The organism is Commensalibacter melissae (assembly GCF_003691365.1).
In the GTDB taxonomy this organism is placed as follows: Bacteria; Pseudomonadota; Alphaproteobacteria; order Acetobacterales; family Acetobacteraceae; genus Commensalibacter; species Commensalibacter melissae.
This window is the reverse complement of the sequence record NZ_CP033087.1, coordinates 804,435-828,368: the sequence shown is the minus strand read 5'-3', so window position 1 is coordinate 828,368 and position 23,934 is coordinate 804,435. Positions and strand designations below refer to the sequence as shown.

Here is a 23,934-nt window from a genome sequence, read left to right as displayed (position 1 = left end):
TTGGCAAAATTCATGATGAAACTGATCATTTCAATAAAATTTTTGTACAAAAATATATCCACAATTTTCATCATAAAGAATATTTTAATAAAAATTGTAGATATTGCTTAAATAAAACATATATTATACTTAATGAATTTTAAAAAGTATTACATAATTTTTGATAAACAAATGCAGATAAAAGTTTCATACCCACTTTGTTTGGATGCAAACCATCAACTAAATATCTAGTCTGGTTCATTGATGTAATCCCTAATCCTCTCATATCCAAATATTCAATCCCATAGTAGTTACAAGCTTCAATTATTCGATTTGTATAGGTATCTACTGTCTGTCCAGCATTTACATATTGTGTATTGTCTAATGAGCTAACAAATCTTTTTAGCGGAGTCATCCAAATGAATTTAGTCATGGGATATTGTATTTGTAACTTTGTAATCGCGTTACAAAAGGCATCAGTAAATTCAGATAAATCAAATTCCTTTTTCGACGGATCAAAATCACCAAATTTAACCCCATTACCCAAATCATTTGTCCCCATGAAAATCAAACATAAGTCAGTTTCATCACTAATAGAATTCAATCTTGTCTGAAGGCTTCCGTTCCCTCCGTTCGAAACCCTAGAACCCGAAAAAGAATTGTTTTCTAAAAGATCATATCCCAATGAATCTTTCACTTGATACCACCATGTATCTTCAACAGATGTTACATCAGCCAAAGGATATTTAGTAGCAAAACCCTCTGGAATGAATGATTTAAATGTTGAAATACTATCACCTAATATTGATATTTTCTTATTATTCAAATAGGTTGGCCTAGTCATTGGCACATCATTTATGATGATTCCCATATTTAAATCGTTTGTTGTAACTTTCCAAGATGACGATTTTGGATCAAAATAACAAAATTTTCCGTCATTATCAGGATTGTTGTTAGAAAAAAAGAATCTTCCTGTATCTGCAGGATTTACTATAGAAATATATTGGTCAGTCCCAATATCCCAATTTAAATCATACCATTTTTGTCCAACGACTAAATTAATCATAGTTTTTTTGATAATTGTAAAATCATTAGAATTAGGTTTTTTTATAAGCATTACTGTTAAAGTACCAGCTGTTTTTACATTAAACCCGATTTTAGATACTGTTTTACCTTTCCATTTATCCTGATTTATAATCGTAAAATTATAAGTATCAACAATTGATACACCAGTATATAATGTATTAATATCTCGAATTATAATATTTGATTTATTACCATTTTTGCTTTCACCTGGCTCACCTTTTTCCCCTTTTGGACCTGTAGCCCCCATAATGACGACAAGACCATCATTATTCTCATACAGCACACCCTCCGCACGAATTGGAAGAATACAGACAAAATCAATCGTTTCCTCCTGTTCTGTCGTTATTTCACAACGAATTGGAACATTCCGGTTCAATTCCCCGCCACTCAGGCGAACCGTGAAAGTATGATCCTGGAATGTGTATTTGTCAGCCGTGACATTGCTGTCACTGGCAGGCCCGACCTTCACCGATGCGATCTTGTCATCAGCCAACATACGGTTCTTTACAGAAAAACTGTAGAATTTCTTTTCTGTAGGTCCCTTACAAGATAAACGCAGTATTGTTCCACTCAAACATCCGCTAGGCAACTCAAATATTTCACGATCATTTTGTTCAATAATATTATTTTTTTGCGGTTTACATTGAGTTTCATTCGCCGGTAAAATTTTTGGTTCATTATTATTAATTAAATAATTATTCATCTATTTATCCTTAATAAAAAAAACCGTTCACAAGAACGGTTTTTATTAAATTGATATTATAAAACAATGCCCATACCCATAATATTATGGCGACATTGTTTGTTTTATATTTTTAACAACGTTGCTTCATTAAATATGAATAAAAGTGGATAATACATGATCTTTATCTTCATTTAATGCAGAAACAACTTGATTTTTATAGATATTTTTTGAACAGATTCTTAATAATCCTGAAACCTTCCATCTGTTCCATTGTTTTTAAATTAATAGGAATAAATCTTTTTCATCTGGAACATTTCAAAAGTAATCGCCAATACCAAATTTTAATATCAACATGATTTGTCAAAAACTGTATTCTGATTGATAAATACAAAAAGTTAATTAATTATTGTTGACAATCATTTGCGGCAATAACAGAAGATTTATTACTGTTTACTTGTTTCAAAACATATTTGAGCCTTCCAGTAAAACTTGTTGGTAAATTAACTATAAATGGTTTGCTATCTTCACCCATTCCAACACTCGTTCCTTTTAGGATAAGAAACGGAGAATATTTAAGCTTTCATACATTCTGGAAAATGGCAAAAAAAATCTGTCCATAAAGCTGGGTTGTAAGGATCCTCATAAATCACAGTATGAACAATTGACAATCGTTCTTGATTACGTCTTTAACCAACAATTTCAAGCCCTTTACAATCATCATATACTTCATCAGCTGTCATTAATAGAGCAACACACTTTAGAACTTCACCAAATTATATTTCAACACGTCTTGCCAAGATGAGTTCTGACAATGCATTCTTACCACGATCTTCGAATATCTCACTCAAAATCGTGTTGACAAAAGACTGCAATTCTCAACAATCCTTGAAGCTGCACTAATACTAATCATTGCCATTATATGTGAAATTAATCAGCTGCTATTCAAATATAACCATGATGAAATCTAAAGGAACCTAGGTATAACCTATAAATATAAAAACAGCAGCTAGATCGGTATTTTTTTAATTTTACCTAAAAACTAAAATTTATCAGGTTTACACCCTTAAAATTCCTCAATTTCTCAACAAATAATTAATTTATAAAGAATATATATATTCCAAAAAATCTTAATAGCTACCGATGAAACGCACTAGCGAATTACCTTCGATACATGGATTCTGTGAAGAATACAACTATCCCATCCATATTAAAAATCTGATATATTTTTAAATTTAACTGAAATAAGCCACCGCTTTTTAATAAAAAATTACAAATATTTCATTATAAATAATAATTTAACATGTAGTGTTAAAATTGTCAATTATATTATTTTATTCCATTGCACTTTCCCCATAAAATCAGAGTGAGCATAATTTTCTCCAATGCAATATGAAGATTGACCGTTATCTCTTTTGAGATTTCTTCAGAATTTTTATTATCTAAAATGATCGAAAAATTTAGAGTAAAGATTCAAAATAGGCGCATGAAAACGAAAAAAAAGAACAAAAACAGTCTAGAGGGATGATGTTGTAGGATTTGAAGTTAAATATTGTTTGTAAATGTTATAAAAGTCTTTAAAATTTAAACGAAGTGTTCCGATTAATCCTGATACTTCACTTGAAAGAACTAATGCTCCATCAGATTTATATTGAAATTCTAAAAGTTGATTTTTTTGTAAATTTTTTAGACTTTGTTTAATATCATCAAATGATGATTGAGTAATTTTAAAAAAAGTATTACAATTCGATGAATTAATTTGACCATTAACGAATAAAACTTTTAGGTTTTCATAAAAAGATGGATTGTTTTCTTCTATCTCCTTTAGTTCTTTTTTTATGTTAGAATTTATCTGATAATTTTTTTCAAATTCTTTTATTTCTTTTAATATGGATGGTTCATCAAATTTTGGTGTATCTATATTTATTTCTTTCGATATTCTGGATATTAATTCTGTTAATTTACCTTGTTTTTGTATATCAAATCCTTGCAATAGATTTAATGGAATGGGCAAGTTGGCAACTGTTAAATTAGAGTGACAGATAGGTATAATTGGTATTTTTCGCGTCCATCCAGCTCCACATTCAAAATTTATCCATGGTTTTTTAATGCTTTCTTGACTACACAAAACAATAATGAAAATGCACTTTTCTAGATTGTTACTGACTGTTTCAAGCCACTTATTGCCAAGTGTTATACTTTGATCGTCGCTAGATACAAAAACATTAACTGAAGATAGGAGCAATTCTTTAATATTTTTTTTAATAATATTGCCAATTCTTTTTCTTTAGAGATATGGCTCACGAATATTATTTTCTTATCAGTCATTTTTTCCCTATATATTACCACTTTTAGAAGTTTTCATACTACATTAATTTTAACTTTGGAATTAAATAATATCACATTAAAGATTACATATATAAGATTCAAATACTTATATTTATTTAAATCCACTGTTCATAAAAATATTTTTAAAACATTTTTTTGCTGTATAGATTGAAAAAATTTTTGATGTAAATTAGCAATTCCAAGATCGATAGCTTTAACCATATTTTGCTTCTCACATGTCTGCTAATGGTATTTAAGCATAAGAATCAAATGTTAGCATTTCACTTTTTTGCGAAAGTGTATTTAAAACGCCATATTTTGGAATTTGCTTTTATTATAATCAGGTATAAACCACGTTCATAAAGTTTGTTTTTACCCTGTTCCTGATATTTGGCTGTTTTTATGGCCTTATCCGTTAACATTGATATAGCCCAAGATGAAAAATCATATACCCCAGAATATACCCCAATATTAAATGCGTTCAAATGTTTTATAATGTGGGATAATGTTTGTTAATTTACTTAAAAACGCCAGTTTTCTGCGTGAAATGTGAGGTAATGTGGGATAATGTTTTGTTGAATGGCGGAGAAAGTGGGATTCGAACCCACGGTACGCTATTCACGTACACACGCTTTCCAAGCGTGCGCCTTAAGCCACTCGGCCATCTCTCCGTAAAAGGTTAACTAAAGATGAAAGATAACAATTTTTTCATATTAGGCAAGAAAAATTTCATAAAAAACAAAGATAATTTCTGAAAAAATTTAAAACTGAAATTAAACCCTTTAACAATAAAGATTAAAATAAATTTCAAAAAATGATTCATATATAATTTTCATATATTTAGATATTAAACTGATCTTTTATATCGAATTCAATATGGTTTGAAAAACCTTATGAATTTTTAACTGTAGGTTCGATTTCAACCCCTCTCATCACTTTTGATATGTTCCTTGTAAAACTGATCTAACCAATAAATAATCTCATTTTTAGACATAATATAACTAATTTCAAGCAAAGGAATGGCTGTTTTGTATAAAATAGCCCGTTTGATTTTCATTCGATCCTCTGAGTCCCTTGAAAGGTTATGACCAGAACCATGATATTCAATTACCAATTTTGGTTTTCCAAAGCAATTAACCAGTAAAAAATCAACACGTTTATTATTATAGGCCCAAAAAGCTTGATCTTGAATTTCCTGGGGCAAGGAAGGATCAGTCTTGATGAATGCCCCCATTGACACTTCAAAACCTATATACCAATGCAATCTCTTATCGATCAACCACGTTTGCAGACAATTAAATATGAAAATGGATTCGAAATTAACGGGGATTACAGGATATAGATTACATCGGTTAATGTTAGTGTTTTGTTCTGCATATCGTTTATAAATAAAATCGTCAGCGGAAAATAATTCATGTTTACAATTTTTATAATTAATATGATTTTTATTTTTACGACTGGAAACAAATGTAAACCCTTTTTTTAAAGGAACTTGATTTTTACCCAAAAAATAAAAAAAAACAGAAAAATAGATTAAAGTACAAATTAAAAGAAACGCTAGCATTCAGTCAAATCAACAATAAAAAACCTATTTGATATTTTTCAAAAAATCAAATAGGTCAGAGTAATAATGAAAATCTTGTATCAAAAATTATCGGTCAATTTTCAATGCTGCTAAAAAGGCTGACTGAGGAATCTCAACTTTACCAAATTGTCGCATACGTTTTTTACCTTCTTTTTGTTTTTCAAGCAGTTTACGTTTTCGAGAAATGTCACCTCCATAACATTTGGCAGTAACATCCTTTGATAGGGCCCCAATGGTTTCACGCGCTATGACACGACCCCCTATTGCTGCCTGGATGGCAATCTTGAACAGTTGACGCGGAATTAAGTCTTTCAATTTGGCACAGATTGCCCGTCCGCGTGATTCCGCTACGGAACGGTGAGCAACAAAGGCCAAGGCATCAACAGGTTCCTGATTTACCAAAATGCTAATTCGAACCAAATCACTTTCTTCATAGCCATCCATATGATAGTCAAAACTGGCATATCCTCGTGTCGCGGACTTGAGGCGATCATAGAAATCAAAGACAACCTCATTTAACGGCAGGCGATAAACAACCATTGCCCTTGCCCCAACATACGTCAGGTCAACCTGTTGACCACGGCGCTCTGTACATAAACCCAATACAGCTCCCAGATATTCATCAGGAACCATAATGGAGGCTTTTATCCATGGTTCCTCTATTTTTTCAATCAGGGTGGGATCAGGCATGTCAGCAGGATTATGAAGATCCTCAATCGTCCCATCCCGTTTGTATAAATGATAAACAACCGAGGGTGCTGTAGCTATCAGGTTAAGGTCAAATTCTCGACTTAACCGTTCCTGAATAATTTCAAGATGTAACAATCCCAGAAATCCACAGCGGAAACCAAATCCCAACGCAGCGGAAGTTTCTGGTTCATAATGAAATGATGCATCATTAAGCTGCAATTTACCTAGACTTTCTCTCAGCTTTTCAAAGTCATCGGCATCCATTGGATATAATCCACACCAAACAACGGGAATTGATGGCTTAAATCCAGCCAAAGGTTCGGTCGCAGGTCGGCGATCATCGGTAATCGTATCACCCACATGACAATCTGCCACGGTTTTAATCGCGGCATTGATAAAACCCAGCTCTCCAGCACCCAGAGATTCAACCTCGCGCATATGGGGCGTGAAAACACCCACCTGTTCAACATGATATGTTCTGTTGTTTGACATCATGCGAATACGCATCCCCTTTTTAAGGCGACCTTCTTTAATACGCACTAAAATAATGACGCCAAGGTAAGTATCATACCAACTATCCACCAACAAAGCTTGCAAAGGTGCCTCCAAATCCCCTTTGGGAGAAGGTAGACGGGTCACCAATGCTTCTAAAACCGCATCAATATTCAAACCTGTTTTTGCCGAGACGCCAATGGCATCATCTGCCGGAATGCCTATGATTTCCTCAATCTGTTCCTTGGTTTTTTCAACATCCGCAGCTGGTAAATCAACCTTGTTTAAAACTGGAACAATCTCATGGTTTGCATCAATGGCCTGATACACATTCGCCAGGGTTTGCGCCTCTACCCCCTGAGATGCATCAACGACCAGCAACGATCCTTCACAAGCGGCAAGAGAACGGCTTACTTCATAGGCAAAATCCACATGACCAGGTGTATCCATTAAATTAAGGATATAGGTCTTTCCATCATTTGCCTTATAATGCAGTCTTACAGTTTGCGCCTTGATCGTAATGCCACGTTCACGCTCAATATCCATATTATCCAAAACCTGGGCATGCATTTCCCTTTGCGTCAATGCACCACATGCCTGGATAAGACGATCAGCAAGGGTGGATTTCCCATGATCAATATGAGCGATAATAGAAAAATTACGAATAGATTCCAAAGGCGTATCTGTCATGGTGCACCAATATCAATAAGACTGTCTCAATAAATCAAGTTTAACTTTAATTATATATCTATAGATTTTTTACAAAGATTGCTATTCTTTTACATGTTTTAAAGGGTAAGTTGCAACTATTGCCCCCCCCACAATTAAAATAACAGCCATTCCCAATCCAAATGTTGCTGGAGCCTTACCGGCCACCACCAGCCATACCATGGATAGTAAAGGTGCCAAATAGGCCAAGCTTCCCAATAACGACATATTAGCATTTTTTGAGGCATAATCCCAGGCAAGAAAGGCAATTCCCATCGGACCGCAACCCATATAGATCAAAATTATCATTTCTTTCAGGGATGGGATGACTGTTGGTTCAATACTGAAATGAATCAGCATGGCTACCAATGAAATTCCACCGCAAACACCAATCAGCATGCCAGCTGGAACATTTACATATTTTCTATTAACCAATGAATAGATTGTCCATACGATGGCACATAAAAAACCAAGAAAATACCCTAATAAAATCCACGGGGTAATTATTGTATTTTTTCCTCCATACATTAAAAAAACAGTCCCGGCCAATCCCATCAGAACGCCAATCAAATATGCTATATGAAACTGTCGCTTACTTAAAAAAGCGCTGCAAACAACCAGCATTGTTGGCCATAGATATGACATCAAGGTTACCTGCGCTGGCGGTGCCAAAGCCAATCCCAAAAAATAGAACAAATGAAAAAAGAAAATTCCACTAAATCCGGTGATCCAGGGTTTTAATGGCTGTTTCATTTCATTTAAACGTCCCGTTAGGACCAGAATCAATGTTCCAATAACAAAAGACAAACCGAAACCAAACCATAGAAGCTCAAATCGGGGTATTGAGGCTACAAAAGTTGTCATGATGGCCAGACTTGACCATAACAAAATCGTCAAAAGTCCTGACAGGGTCGCAAACAGATTAAAAGATAAATTCCCCAAGGATTTATTCGTCACAGGCATAATATTTAGACCAGACAAAATTAAGAGTGAAATAGTAAATATATAAATATATCGCGGAATTTAAACAGCCCATGTAACGGCTTCTTACATGGGCTTTAATACAAAAAGACTGGATTTATCTTAAATTTCCACCAAGCAAACGTGCAACTTCCTTGATAATTTTTTGGGAGATTGCCTCTATTTCCTCATCTTTCAATGTTCGGTCATTTGGCTGGATAGTTACCTGAACAGCGACGGATTTATGATCTGCCTGAACTTTATCTCCTCTATAAACATCAAACAATTCAACCGAATTTATATATTTGCGATCAGCCTGTTTAACGACCTGTAAAAGCTGCTCGACAGGGATCCCGTCTTTTAAAACAAAGGCAAAATCACGCTTTAAGGGTTGAAAGATTGAAAGTACAGGTGCCTTTTTCCTGGTAATCTTCTTTGGAATTACTGTGTCAAGCATAATTTCAAAAATCATGGGAGCCTGATCAAAACCAAATTCTTTCATCAAGGAAGGATGCAACTCACCAAAATAAGCCAATATATTTTTTGGCCCCAAACTCAACCTGCCAGAGCGTCCAGGATGATAATAATTCGGTGTTTCACCAACCGTTTTTAAAGAATCAATTGAAATGCCCAGTCCATCGAGAACCGTTAAAACATCCTTTTTTACATCCCATAAAGTAACTTTTGGTGCTTTACCATCATATTGACGTTGCATATGTCCGTACCGTGCACCGGCTGCAATAAGGCGTTCCTGATTTCGTGTAAAGGCAGGACCAGTTTCGAAAAGTCCAATATCACCAATACCCCGTGCTATGTTACGCTGCATAACAGGCAGGATCGAAGCCAGAGGGGTCGGCCGTAATTGATCCATATCATTTGAAATTGGATTCATTAAACGTAAAGATTCAGATGCTTCCCCCAACCGTGCAGCAATTTCATGATCTACAAATGAAAAATTTACTGTTTCGATCAGACCTTGTGCAGCAAGCATACGGGAACAAAGAATAGAACGCTCCTGATCTGTTGTCAATGCAGGTGAAGGAACGGGTTGAATCAAAGGCATTGAACAGGCAGGAATTTTATCCAATCCCTCTATACGCAATATTTCTTCCACCAAATCTGCTTCACCCTCCAGGGCTCTTACAGAATCAAGCAGTCTGTCTTTTTTTACCACATCCAACTTGGAATTATAGGCCATTTTGATAGGCATTGCGATATCATTACGCCATGAAGGTACATCAACCCTTATCCATTCCGAATTTTTTTCTGCAATCACAAAACCAAGATTGGTCAGTATTTCCGAAACCCTATTTTCCGATACTGTCAATCCCCCGTAATCTTTCAAACGATTATAATGCAAGGTTGCAGTACGCTGCCATTTGGGTTCTTGACCTGCATGAACCACATCGCTTGCCTGCCCCCCACACAATTTGATAATCATTTGCGTAGCCAATTCGATCGCATCTGGTAACAAAGCCTGATCAACGCCCCGTTCAAACCTCTGTCGCGCATCAGTCACGATCATATGACGTCGGCCACTCAAGGCAATCAAAACAGGATCAAAAAGAGCGCATTCAAGAAAGATATCTGTTGTATTCTCACTGACACCTGTTTTTTCACCACCCATCAATCCTGCCAAGGATTGAACACCGGCTTCATCTATCATGACACAATCTTTGTCAGTGACTTGGTATTCTTTCTCATCCAAGGCCAGGAATTTTTCACCATTGCCACGACATATTGTTAGCTGCTTGCCTGCAATCCTGTCCAGATCATAAACATGCAATGGACGCCCAAGATCAAAGGCAAAATAATTGGTTATATCAACCAAACATGAAATTGGTCTTATTCCAACAGCTCTTAAGCGTTTCTGTAACCATTCGGGACTTGGACCATTTTTAACATTTCGAATTGTTCTGCCCAGAATCCAGGGACAGGCGTCTTCATATTGGTTATTCCAACTCAAAGCTGATGAAAATTGCGCTTGTATTTTTGAAACCTTCAGTGGTTTCAATGTTCCCATACCGGCGACAGACAAATCTCGGGCTATATTTCTTATTGATAATGCGTCACCGCGATTTGGAGTGATAGCAATTTCAATGACTGGATCATTCAACTGGGCATATTCTGCATAAGATACACCTATTGGAGTATCAACTGGCAATTCCATAATACCATCATGATCATCTCCCAGATTTAATTCACGGGAAGAACACATCATGCCATTACTTTGCTCTCCACGGATTTTACCCGCTTTGATTGTAATATCACTTCCAGGCACATAGGTACCAACAGGTGCCAAAACCGTTATTAACCCAGCACGGGCATTGGGTGCACCACAAACAATCTGAATATCTTCAAATCCTTTACCAGCATCAACATGACAAACACGAAGACGGTCAGCATTGGGATGCTGTTCGGCAGAAATAATTTTGGCTGTCCTAAAAGGTGCCAGTGTTTTATCAGGATCCTCGACCCCTTCCACTTCCAAACCGATTTTATTCAAGGCTGCACATATATCTTCAAGAGATCTATTTGTATCCAAATGATCATGAAGCCAAGACAGTGTAAATTTCATTTCCTATATCCCTTCATGAATGCTTGGGGATTTGAAAGGGGAAAACCCGTAATAACGCAACCAACGTACATCACCTTCATAAAATGACCGCAAATCAGCAATTCCATATTTTAACATCGTCAGACGTTCGATACCGACACCAAAAGCGAAAGCTTGCCATTCACGAGGATCAACACCGCAATTTGCCAATACACGTGGATGCATCATTCCTGCGCCGAGAATTTCAAGCCAATCCGAACCACCACCCAATTCTCCAGTTTTGCGGTTCCAGCCGATATCGATTTCCATGGAAGGTTCAGTAAACGGAAAATAGGACGAACGAAAACGAACGGGTAAATTTGGTATTCCAAAAAAAGCTCTAAGGAAATCTACAAGACATCCCTTTAAATGACCCAAAGTGATATTTTTCTCTACAACCATACCCTCGCACTGATGAAACATCGGTGAATGAGTTGCGTCATGATCTGCACGATAGGTACGACCTGGTGCAATGATGCGTATGGGAGGTTCCTGTTCCAAAAGCGTGCGAATTTGTACTGTTGAAGTCTGAGTCCTTAATAATAGTTGCTGTTCATCTGTAGATTTGGAGGGGAGATAGAACGTATCATGATCAGCACGCGCGGGATGGTTTTCATCAATGTTCAACGCAGAAAAATTAAACCAATCCGTATCGATATTAGGCCCTTCTGCAACCTTGAAGTTCATTGCCGCAAAAATGGCAACAATTTCTTCGATTGTTCGTTGCAAGGGATGCAATGTACCTTTTACAACAGAAACAGGCATTGAGACATCAACTGCCTCCGCATTCAATTTTTCATTTAACGCTTTTTCCTCAAGAATGGCCTTACGTATTTCAATTGCTTTGGTCAGCTCATTTCTTAATTCATTTAAAACACGACCACGCTCTTTACGTAATTCAGGTTCAACCTTTCCCAATTCTTTCAATTTCTGTACCAACGGGGCTGATTTCCCCAACGCTGATACCCGAACACTGTCCCATGCACGCAAATCCTGTGCCTGATCTAAAGCATGAAGCGTTTCCTGCTTTATGATTTCAAGATCCTTATCCATCTAACCCCTCAATAAACAAAAAAGGGCTGTCATCAGACAACCCTCTCTATTCCATTCATTTTCATGAACAGATTAATCTCATAAAAAGTTAAGCAAGTGCAGCCTGAACCTTTTTAACGATTTCTGCAAAGGTTGCTGCATCATCATAAGCAATTGCAGATAACACTTTACGATCCAGCTCGATACCAGCCTTATTCAGACCATTGATAAAACGGCTATAGGTCAATCCATGTTCACGAACAGCGGCATTGATACGTTGAATCCACAATGAACGGAAATCTCGTTTTTTAACGCGACGATCACGATATGCATATTGTAAAGATTTTTCCAAACGTTCAAGCGCAATGCGATAATTGGTTGACGAACGACCGCGAAAACCCTTGGATTGATCCAACACCTTTTTATGACGGGCGTGTGTGGTAACACCTCTTTTAACTCTTGCCATAGTTCTTTGTACTCCTTAGCGTGGCAGACCGTATGGGGCCCATTGTTTAATTGTACGACCATCCTGTGGTTCCAATACCTGTGTCCCGCGATTGCTGCGTTTTGCTTTTTGGGTACGATTAATCAAACCGTGACGTTTGTTACCTGGACCAGCCAGCACCTTACCTGTTGCCGTGATCTTAAATCTTTTCTTGACCGATGACTTGGTCTTGATCTTGGGCATTTCATACTCCTTAAAAATTCTGGATACGTTATTGCTAACATCAAAACTTACGTCATAAGAAGGGCAGCCCATTTTCCAAGCCCAACCCATAAACGTAGTGTGTTATATAAACACTATTTAAGTTAAGCTCAAGAAAAATCTACCAATCTCACCAAAATTAAACTTTATTTTTCAAAAAAGTTTATTAAATAAGCATTTAGCCATTTATTGAGTCATCCAAATATTTTTAATAGTGAATTTAATTCACTTAAATATTTTCATGAAGTATTCAAACATGAACAATACAATTTCCCCGGATAAATCCCCATACCGTTTCAAATTCTCTGATCAAACAAAAGGAATGTTTTTTGCCATCCTTGCTGGCTGCCTATGGGGATTGAGTGGTGTAATCGGACAATATCTTTTACAAACCGTTCATATTGATACAGCCTGGATGATCGCGATACGCATGTGGTTACCTGGAACAATCCTGTTAGGACTTTGTTATCGCAAATACGGGAAAAATATTTTTCTTCCCTTAAAAAACAGAAAAGACATTATCTACCTGGTGAATTTTTCAATTTTTGGCATTCTTGTTTCACAACTCTGCTACTTTTTAACCGTTAAATATTCCAATGCGGCAACAGCAACAATATTGCAATATTTATATCCAATCGTCATTGCAGTCATATTGACTATCTATTTGAGAAAACCTCCCTCTTTATATGTTATCCTATCCATTATCTTAGCAATTACAGGAACATTCTGTATCATTACAAACGGTTCGATTTATGAAATCACCCTTCCCCCAAAAGCTTTGTTATACGGTGGTATCAGTATTCTTAGTTCGGTAATTTATACATTATATCCAATCCCCCTTCTCCAAAAATATAATACCTCAACCATTGCGGGATGGGGTATGTTAATCGGCGGGATCATTCTCAATTTTTTCTACCCTTTCTGGCATCTAGAGGTAAATCTAAATGTTGTTAATTGGATTGAACTGATGATAGTCATTTTTGGTGGAGGAATGTTTGGTTTTCTTTTCTATCTTATAGGAATAAAATTATTGGGCAGCACAAAAGGTAGCATTTTAGCAACGGTGGAACCGTTATCAGCTGTTTTTTTCTCTGTTTTCCTTTTAAATGTGAAATTTACCTTAATAGACTGGCTAGGAACTGCCTGTATTATCAGCATGATTATTATTTTAGCAGTTAAAAAGGTTTAGGGTAAAATCCAAGTCTGAAAATCTCTTGAACCATTTAATTGCCACTGTTTCATACTTGCCTGATCCAGGTCAGATAATTCAGCAAGTAATAGATTTAACATTAAAAAATTAATTAAATCCTTTAGTTGACTTGGTACTTGTCGCACTTGCAATAGAGGCCGGCAACTTCTTTTTGTGCGTGCGACCATGCCAAAGCTATAAATGCCTGATTAACATGATGATTGACTGAAATCTTATCTAAAGTTTTTCAAAATCCGCATGCCCTGATCATTCAAGTATGTGGCAATCTTGTCATTTCTCGCACTATGATCATATCTTCATAATTTCGATATTTCCCCGTTAAAAATCCTGAATTAAGACTATAATAAATAATTACCCCAATATTTTTTCTGATCACAAGATTACGTAATGTATCATCAAATTGCGGATTGTCGTAAAGATTATATTCAGATTGTAATATTTGATATATTGATAATTACTGCTTTGTGGACAACCTGTATCGAAATTTGACAATTGTTTCAAATTGGGATTTGATACACCTATGGCACGGATCTTTCCTTCTTTCAAAAGTTGTTCATAGGCAAAAAGCGTTTCTTTATAAGCTATATTTTCATCCATCTAATTCGATTGATAAAGATCTATAATATCAATTTGCAATCCTGTTTTGCCCAAATTCTTTTTTTTCATATGTTCTTTTCTGAAAATTAAATAATATATAATTAAACACAATATGTTATGAATTTCTGGCTATTCATCTTATAAATAGATTACAATTATGGTATAATTGTTAATCCTAAATTTATAATCCTAACAGAAAATAGAATTTTCATTGTCGAGTGAAAAATATTTTATTTTTAAATTAAAGTGTAATTATTCAAAAAAAACGATAAAATAGTCAGGATTATCCCCAAATATTTTAAATTAAGGGTAAAGTAATATTCATGCGTAAAAAAATAATTTTATATGCTTTCATTTTCTTAACCTGTGTTGGTATTGGAATATATTATCGCTATGAAGTGCAAAGCGAAAATCACGCAGATACAGCCTTGCAATCTGGATATTTATATCTGAAAAATAACAAACCATTACAGGCTATGGGGGACTTTAGTTTTCTGTCAGAATATTACGGTAATCGTCACAATAAGACAATTCAGAAAATTGTAGCCAAGGGTTTATTAAAAAAAGCCGAAATCCTTACCAATCTTCATGATATTGAAGGAGCCATCATTACCTATGAACAACTCAGCAACCTCTACATGGGCAGCAACAATAAAAAAATACGGTATGATGTAGCAAAAGCGCGGTTTAACCAAGGTAACCTCTTACTTCAACAAAAACAATATGATGAAGCCATGCTAGCCTTTTCATATTTGGTTTCCACATATGGATCTGATCAGAAAATTGATATTAAGCGCATGATTGCTCAGGTTATGTATAATGAAACTGTAATTCTGAACGAAACTGGGCATCATGATACAGCCCTCAACATCCATTCATCAATTGTAGAAAAATTTGTCAAAGACAAAGATCCAACCCTTCGGTTAATCACTGCCCGATCCATTATGGCCAGAACCAAAAACCGTCTTGACCGTAAAGAATGGGGAATAGCACTTTATAACAGCAATGCATTTATTCGGTTATATCATGATGATCCCAATCCTCAGATCAAAAAATTTCTTTTGCAAAATTTGTTATATCGAGCCGAAATACTTCATCGCGTAGTTCACATTCCTGAAAATCAAAAAGATTTATTTGGCAATGATCCACAAAACGCCGCATTAAAAACCTATGATGAAATTCTGGCAAAAATCAATGCCTCTACAAACAAAGATGAAGATTTACCATATTACAAATCCATTGCCCTGTTAGGTAAAACGCAGATTTTAAACAGTAAACATGATACAGATACAGCGTTGGTTCTATGCAACCAAATTCATGATGATTTTTCACAATTTACCAACCCTAAAATCAGGAAGATCGTTGCTATGGCACTGCTTACCAAAGCCAATATCCTCACTGATCTTAACCGCTTGAACCAGGCCTCTTCTGTCTACGATCAGATCTTGAACAAATATAAATCAGTTCATGATTCAGAACAATATGACTTGAATGACATAATTATCAAGGCATATATCAATAAAAGCATTATTTTGGAAAAACAGAAACAGAGCAAATTCGCCTTGCAATATTTAACCGACGTAATAAAACTTTATAAGGATACTCAAGACGAAAAATTATATTATGAAATCAGCAATGCTTATCTAACCAAGGCTGAACTTCAAATCAACTTACAGCAATATGATCAGGCTCTTACAACTTATACAGAATTTATCGCTGTTGCCCATCATAAAAATAATCCAAAAACCCGCTATAATGGTGCCGATGCAATTTTAAAAAAAGCAAAGCTTCAAATTATGTTACATAAAGGTATTGAAATTAAACAAACATATGATCAACTGATTAATTTTTATATTGACGATCAAAATATCAATATCAAACGACTAATTGCGCAGGGTATGTATGACCATGCTGAAAAGTTGTTTAAAAATAACCGGGGATATACAGCACTCAATACAATACAGGATATTTTCAATTATTTCAAAGCGAGTGAAAAAGATCAATTTATTGCTAATATCCTTGATAAAACTAATGCCTTGAACAAACAGCTGGATCGTTCAATAAGCTGGTAATTTTCTATTTTTTGCACAAAAAAAGCTATGATTTTTTATTAAGTCATAGCTCTTTTTAAAACGAAAAAAATTAAAAAACTAGTTTTTACTTTTATCAACCAAACGGTTTTTTGTAATCCATGGCATCATTTCACGTAATTTTCCACCAACCTGTTCAATTGGATGATTGTTCAATTGCTGGCGACGTGCTTTTAAACTTATTTGTCCAACCTTATTATCAGTCATAAATTTATTAACAAAGGTTCCATCCTGTATATCTTTTAAAATATTCCGCATGGCGTTACGAGATTCTTCTGTAATAACCCGAGGACCTGAAACATATTCTCCATATTCCGCTGTATTTGAAATTGAATAGTTCATATTGGCAAACCCTCCCTCATAAATAAGGTCAACAATCAACTTAACCTCATGAAGACACTCAAAATATGCCATTTCAGGTGCATAGCCTGCTTCAACAAGCGTTTCAAACCCATTTCGGATCAAGTCTACCAATCCACCACATAATACCGCTTGTTCACCAAAAAGATCTGTTTCACATTCCTCACGAAAGGTTGTTTCAATAACGCCAGAACGACCCCCACCTATTGCGGCGGCATAAGAAAGCGCAATCTCTAGGGCATTACCTGAAGGATTCTGGTGAACGGCAACCAAACATGGAACCCCTCCACCACGCTGATATTCTGAACGAACAGTGTGTCCTGGACCTTTTGGAGCAATCATGAAAACATCCAGATCAGGACGAGGTTCAATAATCTTGAAATGAATGGCTAAACCATGTGCAAAGGCAATTGCGGCTCCTTGTTTAAGATTTTTTTCCAGTTCTTCACGGTATAAATCCCCTTGCGCTTCATCTGGAGTCAAAATCATAACAACATCAGCCCAGGCGGCAGCATCTGCAACACTCATAACCTTTAAACCAGCCGCTTCTGCTTTTTGTGCACTCTTGGATCCTGGACGAAGACCAATTACAATATCTTTTACCCCACTATCTTTCATATTGTTTGCATGGGCATGACCCTGGCTGCCATAGCCCAATACGGCAACTTTTTTATTCTTAATCAAATTAACATCTGCGTCACGATCATAATAAACACGCATCTTAATAATCCTTACAAATTTTCAATTTAATAAATTGTATGACAACCACGTCCAATGGCGGCAATACCTGTTCTGGACAATTCTACCAAACCCAATGGACGTAATAAATCCACAAAAGCATTTATTTTTTCAGTTTTACCAGTCAGTTCAAACACAAGGGAATCAGTACTTGCATCAACAACCTGTGCCCGGAATGCACCAGCCAAATTTAACGCTTCTGTTCTTTCATTTCCTTTGGAAACAACCTTAATTAATGCTAATTCGCGTGCAACATATGAACTCTGTTCACATAAATTAACAACATGATAGACAGGAACCTGCCTACTTAACTGCTCTTTGATTTGATCAATCACCATGGGAGTGCCAGAAGTCAGAATATTGATTCTGGATTTCTTTTCATCCTTATTTACAGGCGCGACAGTAAGACTTTCAATATTATACCCGCGTCCCGACAACAGACCTATAACACGGGACAGAACACCACTTTCATTTTCAACAATCAAAGAAAAAACAGCTTTAACAAAATTATATTTATCTTCGATGACTTCCGATAACGATACATTATTACGTTGATTGCCCATTTTTATTCCCAACATTAAAATAAAATAAAAAATGCCAAGCCTTATTTTTTATTTGGTCCCAATATCATCTGATTGTGGGGTGCACCCGCTGGAATCATTGGAAAACAATTTTCCTCTTGCTGAACACTAACATCAACCAACACTGGTCCCGGCTCATCAAGCATTTCATCAATGACATTATCCAGGTCATCAATCGTTTCTATTCTCAATCCCTTAATGCCAAAACTTTCCGCCAATTTGACGAAATCAGGCAGACTTTCACTGTAACTTTCAGAATAGCGTCCACCATGAACCAATTCCTGCCACTGTCGCACCATACCCATATAATGGTTATTCAAGATAAAAATCTTCACTGGCAGACGATATTGTTTGATTGTGGCCAGTTCCTGAATGTTCATCATGGTAGAGGCCTCGCCTGCAATATCTATAACAAGATCCTCGGGATGCGCAATTTGTGTTCCTACAGAAGCCGGTAATCCATACCCCATGGTTCCCAATCCACCAGATGTCATGAAATGATTAGGCTGATCAAAAACATAATATTGAGCTGCCCACATTTGGTGCTGACCGACTTCTGTTGTTACATATGCCTCTTTTTTTCTTTTTTTAACCGCTTTGTAAAGCGAACGAATGGCATGCTGGGGCTTTACAATACTGCCCTTTGATTTATCCTGATCATATTTCAGGCACTCTATTGACTGCCATGCTTCAATTTGTTTCCACCAGTTTTTCAAATCTTTTTTCTGATCTTCCCTTTTGTCCCATAGCTTGATCATCAATTCGATCGTTTTGGCCACGTCCCCGACAATAGGTATGTCAACAATTACAATCTTGTTAATTTGAGAAGGGTCAATATCAGCATGTATTTTAATGGAATTCGGTGAGAAATGTTTTACACTGCCTGTAACACGGTCATCAAATCGCGCACCCAAAGCAATCAAGACATCACAATCATGGGTGGCCATATTTGCTTCATAAGTTCCATGCATTCCTAACATGCCGAGAAAATGCTTGTCTGAACCGGGAAATGCACCAAGACCCATTAACGTAGCAGTACACGGAAAATCGGTTAAGTTAACCAATTTCTTTAACGATTCACATGCTTTTTTTCCAGCATTAATAACCCCACCTCCTATATAGAATAAGGGACGCTTTGCCTTTTTCATTGCATCTACCGCTTTTACAACCTGATTTTCATCGGGTTCAGTAACCGGTCTATAAGATGGATAAGGTTCGACTTTGTTTTTCTTAATATAGGGTGCTTTTTCTAAAGTGATATCTTTAGGAATATCGACAAGAACAGGTCCGGGCCTACCTGTTTTGGCTATATAAAATGCCTCATGCAATTTCTGAGCCAATTTTTCCGTGTCCTTAACCAGATAATTAAATTTAGTCGCGGCCCTAGTAATCCCAACCGTGTCCGCTTCTTGAAAAGCGTCATTACCAATCAAACTTCTGAAGACCTGTCCACTGATACAAACAATGGGAACGGAGTCCATTAAGGCATCCACCAACCCAGTAACGGTATTGGTTGCGCCCGGTCCACTGGTAACCAAAACAACACCTACCTTTCCCGTTGAACGGGCATAGGCTTCAGCGGCATGCACGGCAGCCTGTTCATGGCGTGTTAGAATATGGCGAATTTTCTTTTGCTTGAATAAAACATCATAAATGGGCAGAACAGCCCCACCCGGATATCCAAAAATAATATCCACACCCTGATCAACGAGTACCTGTAAAAGAACTTCTGCTCCAGTCATATCATAATTTTTTTTTTCTTTAAGAGCATTATTACCGTTCTTTTGCATAGCCTCTGTCATTTTCAATTAATCCTTGGTATTAATAGAATTATAAATTTAAACCAAATAAAATGATTTGCAGTTTAATCTTATCTTATAAATTATTATTGAAATTACCCTAATCAATAAATGATTATTCGTCAATAAAACTATTAATAAAAAGTTCAGATTTTTTAATAATTCTTTGCAAATATTGCGTATTTTTGTCTATTCTTGAATTAAAAATACAAGTTTGCTGCACTGGCGCTAAAATTCGATGTGAAAACCATGTTTCCTGACGCTTAATGTATCGTTGCGTATTCTTTACAGCCTGTTCAACGGCCTCTTTAATAGAAATCCTGTTATTAAGATAAGCCATAAACTCTGGAACTCCATGAGCTCTGGACAAAGGACATGACAAAGACGGTTTTTTTTCCGCATAAAGTTTAACCTCTTCCAGTGCACCTTCATCAATCATCAATCCAAAACGATTAGCTACGGCTTGACGTAAAACAGAACGCTCAGGTGCAAGGCGAATAACAATAAAATTACAATCTGCACCAGGTAAATGCGCATGTTTTTGCCAATATCTCAATCCTTTCCCACTTGATTTCCAGACTTCCCATGCTCGAGCAATTCTTTGAGAATCATTAGATTTTAATTCCTCGACCGATTCAGGATCTTCTTTGGCCAGTTCATTATATAAATCCGCTAGTTTTCCATCATTGACTAACTGACGTGCCTGTTTCCTTATTGACGGATCTGGTTCAGGTATCGTGGCAATACCATGAATTAAGGAATGAAAATACATGCCTGTTCCACCACATAATACAGGCAATTTGTGATTTTCCCATATTTTCTGCAACTGATTAAGTGCCTGTTGTCGCCACCAACCAACATTACCCGTTTTATACCAAGGCAACACCCCATATAAATAATGTGGAACTCGTTTTTCATCCTCAAAAGAGGGACGAGCGGTTATGATACGTAAATCAGCATAACATTGCATTGCATCCGCATTGATAATTGATCCATTTAAACTTTGTGCAAGCTGTAAAGCGAGGAAAGATTTACCTGAACATGTTGGACCGGCAACAATAACCGCCCAATTTTTTTTTCCCTGCCGCAATTCATTATTTAAAGACCGTGATTGAAGCACCGCCTGTTCCATAAGCATAATCCATGTTTTGATTTATTCATAATAATTGAATCACTAATTAGTTATAAAACAATTCCCTGAAAACCGCTTTATATAATTAAATTTCAGAAGTTCTTGTTTTTATGAGAAATATCATTAAAAGTTAACCAAAATCAAATTGATCTGAATTCATTATGTTAAAGCCCCAATCTTATCACGGATAATTTTATGTCCTTTATTTTTACTTTGGTAACACCACCCTCATTGCTTAATCAATCAATTATAGATCGAGTTAGACAGAAATTCTCATATCTGAATTATCAATGGCTTTCTCATGAAGAAGCGATAGATTTTATGGCTCCAGCTTCAATTAATAATCTAACTGAAGCTCTGACACTTTATCAAGATATAAAAAAATCGCTGGATATTGTTGAGGCCGATTTTTTTATAACCTGTTCCACGCACAGAAAAAAAAGGCTTTTAATAGCTGATATGGACAGTACTATCGTGAAAAATGAAACACTTGATGATTTGGCTGCCGAAGCAGGAATTGGCGATCACATTTCTGCAATAACCGAACGTGCCATGAATGGTGAGCTTGATTTTGAAACAGCCCTAAAAAAAAGAATCGCCCTGCTGAAAAACGTTTCTATAAATTTTTTGGAAAAAACCTGGAACAAAACAAAACTCAATGAAGGGGCAAAAATTCTTGTAGCTACAATGAAAAACCATTATGCGCATACAGCTTTAATTTCCGGAGGGTTCACTTATTTTACCGAAAAAGTAAGCCAGATTTGTCAATTTGATGAAAATCATGCAAATCAATTAAGTTTTCAGAATAATATGCTTGATGGAAAGGTTATTCCTCCAATACTTGGAAAAGAAGCTAAATTGAATCATCTTCAACGCCTTACAAAAGAACTTTCCTTGTCCAACGATGAAACAATGGCAATTGGCGATGGTGCCAACGATTTGCCCATGTTAAGTTCTGCAGGATTAGGTATTGGTTTTTATCCCAAACCGATTGTTGCTGAAAAAATTATAAATAAAATTCAACATACCTCGTTACTATCCGCTTTATTCGCTCAGGGTTACAAGCGTAATGAATTTACGTTATTATAAAATGTAATATTTTTCATACAAAACAAATTTTTGATCAAATTTACTCTATGATAATTTTGTATTTCTCTTCCTTCATGATCGTGACAAGTAAACCATACAAGTTTAATATACTAAATGCAGTGGAATAAAGAAAAACATTCAGCTTATCAAACTGATAACTTTTTATTTAATCAACTTATACCCTATATAGGGAATAAACGAAAATTATTGGATTTAATTCATCTTGGTATGTCTAAAACTAAAGGTTCGCCAAAAAATGGATTGTTTATAGATTTATTTTCAGGCAGCGGCGTAGTCAGCCGCCTTGCAAAAAAAATAGGCTATCGCGTATTTTCCAATGATTGGGAACCTTATAGCCGAATCCTCAATATTGCTTCAATACAGATACAATCTTCTCCCAAATTCTTCAATGAACAATCCTACGAAGATATTTTGCTGTATCTAAATAATCTGCCACCGATACAGAATTGGGTAACCTCTCATTTATGTCCTGAAAATGATGACCAATATGATTTATCCAAAGACCGGCTTTTTTACATGCGAAAAAACGGTTTAAAAATTGATGCAATACGTGAAAAAATATTCGAATGGGAACAAAAAGATAAACTTAGCGAAATTCAATTTGCCTGCCTGCTTGCTCCACTACTTTATTGTGCGTGTTATCATGCAAATACAAGTGGCGTTTTCAAAGGCTTTCATAAGGGATGGGGCGGACAAACAAAAACCGCCCTTTATCGTATTGCGGGAGATTTAAAGCTACATCCTATACAATTTTTTAACAATCATCAGGAAAATTTAATTTTTCAAATGGATGCACAACTTCTTGCTGAAAAATTACAAAATATGAATTTACCCGATTACTCAATTGCCTATTTAGATCCACCCTATAACCAGCATCCATACGGATCCAATTATCATGTCCTGAACAGTATTACCTTGTGGGACAAGCCTAATATATCCAACAAAATTTCCTGCCGGGATAAATCTGCAATTCGTAAGGATTGGAGAAAAGACCGAAAAAGTGCTTATACCATTCGCAAACAGGCAAGTGATGCTTATAATAAACTTCTTCAGACTCTGCCTACACAATGGATAATGACTAGCTATAGTACAGATGGTTTTATACCTTTGGAGGAAATGATACGCCAAAACTGTACAATTGGCCGTGTATCAATTTTTGCAAAAATTTATAAACGTTATCGTGTCAGCAGCCAGCGTTATTCTCATAAAGCCAATAACGTAGAGTTTGTAATTCTAACCAAAAAAGGAAAAAAAACAAATCAATCCAGTGAAATTCTGACAGAAAAAATTTTTGAATTGGAAAAAAATATGCGTTTATCGAACAATAGAGATAAAAACAAAACTATTTATTGTTTTTGAAAAACAAATATTAAATATTATATAATAATCATTATCTAATCAATTTAACTAAACCGTTGATTATTCAACAATATTACATTCTGAATTAATTTTTAAAAATGAAAAACCATAAAA

Annotated in this window: 20 protein-coding genes and 1 tRNA gene; 4 read left to right on the top strand and 17 right to left on the bottom strand. The window is 35.8% G+C overall.

What is annotated here, in order from left to right:
* Positions 1-139: 139 nt before the first annotated feature.
* From D9V35_RS03780 to rpmI, 12 genes are all read right to left on the bottom strand, one after another.
* Positions 140-1,768 carry an SGNH/GDSL hydrolase family protein gene (locus D9V35_RS03780; RefSeq protein WP_122123432.1) on the bottom strand — a complete coding sequence of 543 codons (1,629 nt, stop codon included), beginning with the start codon at positions 1,766-1,768 and terminating at the stop codon, positions 140-142.
* 385 nt (positions 1,769-2,153) lie between these two features.
* Positions 2,154-2,282 carry a hypothetical protein gene (locus D9V35_RS09490; RefSeq protein WP_255415889.1) on the bottom strand — a complete coding sequence of 43 codons (129 nt, stop codon included), beginning with the start codon at positions 2,280-2,282 and terminating at the stop codon, positions 2,154-2,156.
* Positions 2,283-3,263: 981 nt separating this feature from the next.
* The gene (locus D9V35_RS03775; protein ID WP_162988565.1) at positions 3,264-3,992 is read right to left on the bottom strand and encodes a TIR domain-containing protein; all 729 of its coding nucleotides are present in this window, start codon (positions 3,990-3,992) and stop codon (positions 3,264-3,266) included.
* Between the two features lie 364 nt (positions 3,993-4,356).
* Entirely contained in the window at positions 4,357-4,497 is a 141-nt protein-coding gene (locus tag D9V35_RS09550) for an Arm DNA-binding domain-containing protein (RefSeq protein WP_122123430.1), read from the bottom strand.
* A gap of 158 nt (positions 4,498-4,655) precedes the next feature.
* Positions 4,656-4,746: transfer RNA gene (locus D9V35_RS03765), tRNA-Ser, on the bottom strand.
* A gap of 248 nt (positions 4,747-4,994) precedes the next feature.
* Positions 4,995-5,639: a DUF2726 domain-containing protein gene (locus D9V35_RS09485; RefSeq protein ID WP_122123429.1), complete on the bottom strand. Its 645-nt coding sequence runs from the start codon at positions 5,637-5,639 to the stop codon at positions 4,995-4,997.
* Between the two features lie 87 nt (positions 5,640-5,726).
* Positions 5,727-7,532, bottom strand: coding sequence for a translation elongation factor 4 (lepA, locus tag D9V35_RS03755; RefSeq protein ID WP_122123428.1), 1,806 nt, complete (start codon positions 7,530-7,532; stop codon positions 5,727-5,729).
* A gap of 81 nt (positions 7,533-7,613) precedes the next feature.
* Positions 7,614-8,513, bottom strand: coding sequence for a DMT family transporter (locus tag D9V35_RS03750; protein ID WP_122123427.1), 900 nt, complete (start codon positions 8,511-8,513; stop codon positions 7,614-7,616).
* A gap of 115 nt (positions 8,514-8,628) precedes the next feature.
* Positions 8,629-11,088 (bottom strand): phenylalanine--tRNA ligase subunit beta, encoded by a 2,460-nt coding sequence (gene pheT, locus D9V35_RS03745; RefSeq protein WP_122123426.1) that lies wholly within the window; start codon positions 11,086-11,088, stop codon positions 8,629-8,631.
* Positions 11,089-11,091: 3 nt separating this feature from the next.
* Complete coding sequence (gene pheS / locus D9V35_RS03740; protein WP_122123425.1) at positions 11,092-12,159, bottom strand: phenylalanine--tRNA ligase subunit alpha; 1,068 nt, start codon at positions 12,157-12,159, stop codon at positions 11,092-11,094.
* A gap of 88 nt (positions 12,160-12,247) precedes the next feature.
* Positions 12,248-12,604: a 50S ribosomal protein L20 gene (gene rplT, locus D9V35_RS03735; protein WP_110438866.1), complete on the bottom strand. Its 357-nt coding sequence runs from the start codon at positions 12,602-12,604 to the stop codon at positions 12,248-12,250.
* Positions 12,605-12,619: 15 nt separating this feature from the next.
* Positions 12,620-12,826: a 50S ribosomal protein L35 gene (rpmI, locus tag D9V35_RS03730; RefSeq protein WP_110438865.1), complete on the bottom strand. Its 207-nt coding sequence runs from the start codon at positions 12,824-12,826 to the stop codon at positions 12,620-12,622.
* Positions 12,827-13,100: 274 nt separating this feature from the next.
* Here rpmI and D9V35_RS03725 point away from each other — a divergent pair, with 274 nt between their 5' ends.
* Positions 13,101-14,033 (top strand): DMT family transporter, encoded by a 933-nt coding sequence (locus tag D9V35_RS03725; protein ID WP_110438864.1) that lies wholly within the window; start codon positions 13,101-13,103, stop codon positions 14,031-14,033.
* Between the two features lie 393 nt (positions 14,034-14,426).
* Here D9V35_RS03725 and D9V35_RS03715 read toward each other — a convergent pair whose 3' ends face one another.
* A complete protein-coding gene (locus D9V35_RS03715; RefSeq protein ID WP_122123423.1) occupies positions 14,427-14,651 on the bottom strand; it encodes an aldo/keto reductase in 225 nt (74 codons plus the stop codon).
* Positions 14,652-14,974: 323 nt separating this feature from the next.
* On the opposite strand from D9V35_RS03715, the gene D9V35_RS03710 reads away from it, so the two are divergent.
* Positions 14,975-16,723 (top strand): tetratricopeptide repeat protein, encoded by a 1,749-nt coding sequence (locus tag D9V35_RS03710; protein WP_122123422.1) that lies wholly within the window; start codon positions 14,975-14,977, stop codon positions 16,721-16,723.
* A gap of 78 nt (positions 16,724-16,801) precedes the next feature.
* Here the strand turns inward: D9V35_RS03710 and ilvC are convergent, their stop codons facing one another.
* From ilvC to miaA, 4 genes are all read right to left on the bottom strand, one after another.
* Positions 16,802-17,821 (bottom strand): ketol-acid reductoisomerase, encoded by a 1,020-nt coding sequence (gene ilvC / locus D9V35_RS03705; RefSeq protein ID WP_122123421.1) that lies wholly within the window; start codon positions 17,819-17,821, stop codon positions 16,802-16,804.
* Between the two features lie 26 nt (positions 17,822-17,847).
* Positions 17,848-18,402: an acetolactate synthase small subunit gene (gene ilvN, locus D9V35_RS03700; RefSeq protein ID WP_162988564.1), complete on the bottom strand. Its 555-nt coding sequence runs from the start codon at positions 18,400-18,402 to the stop codon at positions 17,848-17,850.
* Between the two features lie 41 nt (positions 18,403-18,443).
* Entirely contained in the window at positions 18,444-20,222 is a 1,779-nt protein-coding gene (gene ilvB, locus D9V35_RS03695) for a biosynthetic-type acetolactate synthase large subunit (RefSeq protein ID WP_408869338.1), read from the bottom strand.
* A 112-nt stretch (positions 20,223-20,334) separates the two neighbouring features.
* Complete coding sequence (gene miaA / locus D9V35_RS03690) at positions 20,335-21,351, bottom strand: tRNA (adenosine(37)-N6)-dimethylallyltransferase MiaA (RefSeq protein WP_122123419.1); 1,017 nt, start codon at positions 21,349-21,351, stop codon at positions 20,335-20,337.
* A gap of 195 nt (positions 21,352-21,546) precedes the next feature.
* Here miaA and serB point away from each other — a divergent pair, with 195 nt between their 5' ends.
* Positions 21,547-22,440, top strand: a complete 894-nt coding sequence (gene serB / locus D9V35_RS03685) for a phosphoserine phosphatase SerB (RefSeq protein WP_122123418.1) — start codon at positions 21,547-21,549, stop codon at positions 22,438-22,440.
* Positions 22,441-22,554: 114 nt separating this feature from the next.
* Positions 22,555-23,820 carry a DNA adenine methylase gene (locus tag D9V35_RS03680; protein WP_122123417.1) on the top strand — a complete coding sequence of 422 codons (1,266 nt, stop codon included), beginning with the start codon at positions 22,555-22,557 and terminating at the stop codon, positions 23,818-23,820.
* The last annotated feature ends 114 nt before the right edge of the window (positions 23,821-23,934 follow it).